Origin of the sequence: Bacillus sp. SD075 (assembly GCF_017355165.1) — a bacterium.
Taxonomy (GTDB): domain Bacteria; phylum Bacillota; class Bacilli; order Bacillales; family DSM-1321; genus Peribacillus.
Genome location: NZ_JADILK010000088.1, coordinates 1 through 6,308 on the forward strand (window position 1 = coordinate 1; position 6,308 = coordinate 6,308).

8 protein-coding genes and 2 pseudogenes are annotated in these 6,308 nt (G+C 35.7%); 1 reads left to right on the forward strand and 9 read right to left on the reverse strand.

Annotated elements, in window-relative coordinates:
• Positions 1 to 149: 149 nt before the first annotated feature.
• Positions 150 to 448: pseudogene (locus IOC57_RS25130) on the reverse strand (recombinase family protein); the annotation flags it as partial.
• A 58-nt stretch (positions 449 to 506) separates the two neighbouring features.
• On the opposite strand from IOC57_RS25130, the gene IOC57_RS25135 reads away from it, so the two are divergent.
• Positions 507 to 728: a hypothetical protein gene (locus tag IOC57_RS25135; protein ID WP_207441310.1), complete on the forward strand. Its 222-nt coding sequence runs from the start codon at positions 507 to 509 to the stop codon at positions 726 to 728.
• Positions 729 to 1,044: 316 nt separating this feature from the next.
• Here the strand turns inward: IOC57_RS25135 and IOC57_RS25140 are convergent, their stop codons facing one another.
• The 8 genes and pseudogenes from IOC57_RS25140 to IOC57_RS25170 form a co-directional block, all read right to left on the reverse strand.
• Entirely contained in the window at positions 1,045 to 1,752 is a 708-nt protein-coding gene (locus IOC57_RS25140; RefSeq protein ID WP_207441311.1) for a DNA alkylation repair protein, read from the reverse strand.
• Between the two features lie 194 nt (positions 1,753 to 1,946).
• Positions 1,947 to 2,288 carry a cupin domain-containing protein gene (locus IOC57_RS25145; RefSeq protein WP_207441314.1) on the reverse strand — a complete coding sequence of 114 codons (342 nt, stop codon included), beginning with the start codon at positions 2,286 to 2,288 and terminating at the stop codon, positions 1,947 to 1,949.
• Between the two features lie 23 nt (positions 2,289 to 2,311).
• A complete protein-coding gene (locus tag IOC57_RS26245; RefSeq protein WP_309487767.1) occupies positions 2,312 to 2,518 on the reverse strand; it encodes a DUF6157 family protein in 207 nt (68 codons plus the stop codon).
• Positions 2,421 to 2,714: a DUF6157 family protein gene (locus tag IOC57_RS25150; protein ID WP_286185184.1), complete on the reverse strand. Its 294-nt coding sequence runs from the start codon at positions 2,712 to 2,714 to the stop codon at positions 2,421 to 2,423. Before IOC57_RS25150 ends, IOC57_RS26245 begins: the two co-directional genes overlap by 98 nt.
• 426 nt (positions 2,715 to 3,140) lie before the next feature.
• Positions 3,141 to 3,368, reverse strand: a pseudogene (locus tag IOC57_RS25155) (cation:dicarboxylate symporter family transporter); the annotation flags it as partial.
• Positions 3,369 to 3,471: 103 nt separating this feature from the next.
• A complete protein-coding gene (locus tag IOC57_RS25160; RefSeq protein ID WP_286185185.1) occupies positions 3,472 to 3,912 on the reverse strand; it encodes a hypothetical protein in 441 nt (146 codons plus the stop codon).
• 428 nt (positions 3,913 to 4,340) lie between these two features.
• Positions 4,341 to 4,979, reverse strand: a complete 639-nt coding sequence (locus IOC57_RS25165) for a glycosyltransferase (protein WP_207441312.1) — start codon at positions 4,977 to 4,979, stop codon at positions 4,341 to 4,343.
• A gap of 426 nt (positions 4,980 to 5,405) precedes the next feature.
• Positions 5,406 to 6,032: a class I SAM-dependent methyltransferase gene (locus IOC57_RS25170; RefSeq protein WP_207441313.1), complete on the reverse strand. Its 627-nt coding sequence runs from the start codon at positions 6,030 to 6,032 to the stop codon at positions 5,406 to 5,408.
• Positions 6,033 to 6,308 lie beyond the last annotated feature (276 nt).

A 6,308-nucleotide genomic window follows, 5' to 3' on the forward strand; every position in this document is an offset into this window, starting at 1 on the left:
CTCTGAGTTAGATTGGACTCTATACTCGTATCTTACTGAGGGGCTCTATTTTTTTCAAACCTGATATTTAACAATCTACAGGAATGCTAACCTGCCCCTTTAGTTCATTAAGAAAGAGACGATTAGCTATTTGCTAATCATCTCTTTCACTATAGCGTAAATAGTGGAACGCTAGTCATTTTAGCTATATCATTAACGCTTAAACCGTTTGATTCTCTTTCATCATACAGCTTTAACGCCTTCTTAACGTCCTTCTCGTCCTTCCCTTTACGTCCCATATGTTTACCTGTACCTTAGCCTTTTTACGTCCCTCAGTGGTTCTATCTTTAATTAAATCACGTTCAAACTCAGCAATAGCCCCCAGCATAGTGAACATTAGCTTTCCTGATGGTGTACTAAAATCAATCTGTTCTTTGATGAATACTAAAGCTATTCCACGTTCTTCTAAATCCTTAGCAATCTCAAGGGGGTAAACCAAAAACTAGAAATAAAAAGGGGTGCTGATCATGAAAAAAAGGATGCTATTAATCGGTGGTGTATTGTTTATCATAATTGCTTTCTATGTATCTACAAGGCCACGCCTAGCAAATATACCAAGAAAAGAGGAAAATGATGGCGTTTGTTGTGTACCCATGCTGGGCACCACACACCAAACAAAGACCATCATTATAATGATGGTCTTTGTTTGGGTTAGCAGATTAAACTTTAAATTGAATAAAAGCTTATAATTCCAATTATCATAGCGATTATAAGAATTGATACTACACCAATAAGTATTTTCTTCCAAGTTTTCATTTAATAACCTACTATATGTAAAATTTATTTTTTTACAGAAGTTTTTATACTACCTGAGAGTTTTCCTAGATGATTTCCTGATACTTTAAGATAAACATTTCCTATTTGTACAATACCAAGCGATCCTACTCCAACTTTATAATAAAAAGTTACCTCTCCGTAATATTTGATCGAAATGGATTCTTTTATTGTGATTCAGTATTCATCATGAAGAATAGATTACACTTCCGTTTTGCGAGGCTAATTTTTTTAACATCTTACATGTTTGCGTTTAAAACCAAGCTTTCCTCTATCGACCTCTTTTTGAATACTTTCGTAAGCATTGAGAAAACTGCTTATTTTCTTGTCCCGTTTGACTTCTACGGTTCCAGTTGCCTTTGCGGTCTCGACTGCCTTTTCATGGAGTGGCACATATGAAATCCCCACGGTGTATAGAAAATTATTCATGGCGGATTTCGTTCGTTCTGGCGAATCGTGAATCGTATTTTTCACAATGTCAAGCATATTGGAAATCTTGCTTTCTGAAAATTCAATGTCTAACCGATTCCCTAAAAGCCAGCAGTAGCAACTCCAGCCCGCTGACATTCTCAGCTCTTCACCGCTTGCGATCCATTTATCAGCAACTTCTTGTGCAATATCCGATTCTGATAAAGTTACCGCAACGACATAATCGGACAGCATATAAAAATACGCAGCATCCATCCAACGATCATAATCCGACACTGTCATGGCTTTTGGGTCTGCAATAATGCCTGCAAAGTACATTGCATCGTAGTTCCCAGTGGAATAAAGTTCTTCAGCTAGAGGTTGATTTATTTTAATTTTCTTTGCAATTGGTTTCATCGCGCCTGTAGCCACGCCAAAAAGCGGATCATGCGCACCATTGGATATGTATATTTTTTTAGTTCGTTCCTTGCCAAGGGCTTCAAGCTCCTGCATAACCATTTCTAGATTCATCGTTTAGCACTTCCTTCTTTTTGGAGTTTTCCCTTAATATGTTGACCATCAAATATATTACCATTATCCTATAACAAACTACCATTTGACAGCAAAACTACCGTCTAAGCACATGAGTGTTACACAGGAATCTACTTAACAACGCTAAGAATCATGGGATTTCCCCTTTATTCTTGTTTAACTAAACTGCCCCGTTAGTCCACTAAAACCCTATCACCTTTACTTGCCGGTTGAGAAGTCACCAGAAATTCAACTTCATTATTTGTCTTGTTAAACATTTGGTGTGGCACCAAAGGAGGAACTTCCACTCCCTCTTGCTGATTTAAAGTAATCTCTTTACCATCCACCTCAATGGTTGCTATACCTGATAAAACCAAGAAAAATTGGCGTGCGTGCAGGTGATAATGTTTTATTTCAGCTGTATTAGCAGGCATTCGTTCATGAATAATACTTAAATCTTGATTCTTCACTAAATGCCACCCATCACAATTATCTCCCCATATGTAATGTTCAGCATGGTGTTTACTTTTTTTCATCATTTCTATATCCCCGCTTGTATTTATTTTCTTTTGGAACGCATACCTTTAAGTTTTGTAATGTCCACTTGATTAAATAACTGGCTATACCTATCACTCTTAACATCATATATGGCAATTTTTCCTTGATTATTATAATGAATTCCCCAACCATAATTCTTCACTAAAGGAGAAGCTCTGAAGCAAGCCTTGGATTTTGAAAAAAAACTGTTCTCGAAGTTCATCTGCATTTTCCTCTTCTATTTGATTCTTGATCAAATATGTTTTGAATTGCACGTCGTCTTGTGTAAATTTATATGGGTTATTATTCATTAAATCATACTCAATATAAGCAATTGTGGGTTTTCCGTTTCTGATGACAGGTACCTTTGCTGAAGTAACTTTTGAATCCTCTGAAATGGTAATAAGTGTGTTCTTATAACTCATATGACAACCTCCTTATTAAGCAGTCTGATTACCCTTATACCATATTATACCATCAACATCTTCCAGTATCCTGCCCGTTGGTGTTAAAAGAAAAAGGCTGCCTAAGCACTCTTCACTTCATTGAATTTAATTGTTTTAGTTCGTTAAGTTACAGCAAGAAAAAAGATTTATGGTTCATTCCGTAAAATTGTCATCAAACAATAGAATAAGTTCAATCCAATAAAATCTCTCAACAGGTGCTAGAACAGAAAAATTAGTTACTCATATCATCGATTCTCTTATTTTATGACCTGCACCGTAAAAGGTTTTAATAGCCCAAAAGTTTATAAGGATGAGGATTCACATGAAAAAGGGCGAAGTCCTAAGACCATCACCCCAATATTTGACGGAGAACGACAAAACATGCGTGCTCCTTTTATCTTAACCTTATGCCTGAATGCTTGATTGTTCGGTTTGAGCTTTCCATTCTTCCTGACGGAACTCTTTTTCCCACTTCGAAACCACAATACAAGCGAGAACATGTCCAGGAGTATTACAAGCAGTACGTGCCATATCCAGCACACGGTCAATGCCTGCTATAATTGCAACGCCTTCTGCAGGAAGACCTACTGCTGAGGCTGTGGCTAAAAGGACAACCAGCGAACCGGATGGAACAGGGGGGCAGTGGTGATCAGTTTTAGTAAATTTAGATATTAATTTATACTAGAAACTTTCCATATAAAAAAACTACCCATTAATGAGTAGCAAGTCATACAAGTTATTTGAAAATAATTTGTAGTTTTCCATATACTTTGCCAGAAGAATATCCATCTTTCACATCAACATAGAATTTACCTATTTTCATATCTGTGAATAATGTCTTTCCACCTGCTAAGCTATGATAGCCTGTGCACTTTCCAGTACTAGCATTGCAGAGACGAGACCATACGTTACTATAATTAGTCAATAACTTACTTCCAGAAGAGGTCTTTAAATAGATTGGGGAAACTAGTTCTACCTCTAAGTCACTGCCTTTGTTAGGATTTCCAATTTCACCATCCCATTTTCCATCTTCTGTTTGAAAAGAATACTGAGGAACACTTGCTTGTGCAGAAGAAGTACTTAATACCATTCCACCTGCCAGAACCAACACAAAGGTACTTAAGATTGAAAATAAGCTTTTTATGTTATTTCCTCCTCCAATCTTTATCCCTTTCATAATATCAGGATAAACTAACTATTAAAATAGTTAAAAATAACCAAATCCCCTTAGGTTCAAACACCTTTTGGTCACGTCCATTTCATCAATCACGACACCATAATTCAAACAAATTTCTTTGTTGAATTTTACTGCCCATTACGTATTATAACAAGAATAATTCCATCACTAATGATCATTTTCAAGACTGCCTTAAAGATTGCTCCAATCTTAAGCTAACGCACCTTTTTGTTTAAGTACATCCCTTCATAAACTTGCCTAGATGCCTAGGTTGTTTACACTTTTATTGACTAACACGCATGTAGGCAATAATGCAGTTACGCAACCATCGCGCGGTATTTGTATGAACCAGTTGTATAAACATAAGCAAATGCCCTCAAAATGAAAGAATCCCCAACAGAATGCTGGAGGATTCTTAAGATTATTTTTTAAAACTTATCCGGAAACTGCTTTACAACTCCCGCAGAGATGGTATCTGCCATTAGGATTATATGTGTGACCCCATCGTCAATTGAAACGATCCTTGCGTTCCAATCTTTTGCTAAGCTTGCAGTTAAATCATTTGTCACTAATTTCAGATGCATATACAGCAAATTTTTTAGATCTTCATTTTTCAAATAGGGGTTGGCACGGCTAAGGAAAGCTGCTATTTCATCAGCATTTCTATACCATTCTTTGTTTAGCTGTTGCACTAATGCATTATTTCCGCTTTTAGCCACATCTACAATCTTTCCCGCAATAACAATATGCTCCTTAAGCAGATCCGTAAGTTTGTTCCCAGCTTTCTCTCCGTATATTGGCTTTATAGCATTACCAATATCCTCCTGATTCCTCAGAAGCCTAGCCAGTACCTGTTTTTGATCCTCCGCTCCAGCTGTTGTTGCACTTGTAATATAATTACTTGTCCACAATACATGATCAATCCAAAGTCTCCTGAATTCATTTTCGAACTTTACCTCAGATTGGCTAATACGTTGTACCTGCGGTTTAGCTTCTGCACTCGTTGTTCCAGCCACCATGTTTAGAGGAAATAAAAAAATAAATCCCATCAATAATAATTTTTTCATATAACCATCTCCTTCCAAAGTTAAAAATACCTTTTTATTATTGATAATATGGAATTTTACTATTCATAATAATGGTTCTACTTACCCTGTTGATCTGTAAATAAGTGACTTTTATAGGTAGGAGCATTCCTTATGGAACTATCCGACCCGTTAGTTCCATAAGGTGGGCTTATTTAAGTATGGCCTTTCACTAAAGTGTTTTCATACAAAAAAAAAGCTGCCAAAGCAACCCTCTTATTGAAGTAAAGCACCCGTTTGTTTAAGTAGATTTATCCACAAAACCTATTATCCACACATTTATCACAGGAATGCTCTCCCAATTGTTACATAAAAAAGGCTTTCTAATATTTAAGGAAAGCAGCCGTTAGTATATCCACAGCCTATCTCGTAACAATTCACTTTTTTATATTTTTTGTATGATTATCTTTATAATTCTTTCTTACATTTTACAATAATAAAGTTTATTGAAGGTTTATTTTTCATGTTCTTATTTGGCTCGTCAATTTCCGAAAACTCTACCAGTCCATATTTTCCAAATTCTTTTTTTATGGAGCCCGAATCATAAAAAAACATTTTTACGCCTTCCATTATCTCGAAATAGTCTTTATCCAATTGTTTGCCCTTACCAAACATTGGGGCCTTTTTTGAAACTGTTGTAAAAATCATATATCCATTTGGCTTTAGCTGATTATAGCAATCTTTAATAAACTTCTCTCTCTCACGATTATTCAATAAGTGAATAAGTGCATAACAAAATATACCGTCATAGAGTTTGTTATCAAAAGGCATGTCTGTTACTGAACCATGAAAAATACTAATATCAAGCCCATTTTCCCTCGCCAAATCAATCCCTGTTTTTGAAATCTCAATACCTGTAACATTTATTCCATTATCAATAAAAACCTTTGCATTCCTACCATATCCAATACCTGGTACCAGTATGTCCTTAACATTCCTTTCAAGGAAAAAGTCCTTTGTGAAGATAGCGGAGTCCGTAGGTTCAAATCCCCACATCGTTTGTTTTTCTATGAAACTGGATTCCCAGAATTCCATTATATCTCCATCTCCTTTATATTTTATTTTCATTTGGATGCTATGTTGCATGACGCTAATGTTTAATATTAATTAAAGGCATATACACTTTTTTTAAAAACTATAATTGGCATTCATCTTTTTGTATACTTTCAAACCTCCTTTTGTTCTTACTGTGACAATTCTACATGCAATAAAAATTCCCTCATCCAACTAATCTGCCCCTTTTACGCTATAAAAAAACAGTTGCCTATTGGCAACTGACAGACTGTAGACAAACTCGATGAAAATCGAGTT

Coding starts and splice junctions, on each gene's coding strand:
- IOC57_RS25135 (WP_207441310.1), top strand. CDS start 507: ATGAAAAAAAGGATGCTATTAATCGGTGGTGTATTGTTTATCATAATT.
- IOC57_RS25140 (WP_207441311.1), bottom strand. CDS start 1,752: ATGAATCTAGAAATGGTTATGCAGGAGCTTGAAGCCCTTGGCAAGGAA.
- IOC57_RS25145 (WP_207441314.1), bottom strand. CDS start 2,288: ATGAAAAAAAGTAAACACCATGCTGAACATTACATATGGGGAGATAAT.
- IOC57_RS26245 (WP_309487767.1), bottom strand. CDS start 2,518: ATGCAGATGAACTTCGAGAACAGTTTTTTTTCAAAATCCAAGGCTTGC.
- IOC57_RS25150 (WP_286185184.1), bottom strand. CDS start 2,714: ATGAGTTATAAGAACACACTTATTACCATTTCAGAGGATTCAAAAGTT.
- IOC57_RS25160 (WP_286185185.1), bottom strand. CDS start 3,912: ATGAAAGGGATAAAGATTGGAGGAGGAAATAACATAAAAAGCTTATTT.
- IOC57_RS25165 (WP_207441312.1), bottom strand. CDS start 4,979: ATGAAAAAATTATTATTGATGGGATTTATTTTTTTATTTCCTCTAAAC.
- IOC57_RS25170 (WP_207441313.1), bottom strand. CDS start 6,032: ATGGAATTCTGGGAATCCAGTTTCATAGAAAAACAAACGATGTGGGGA.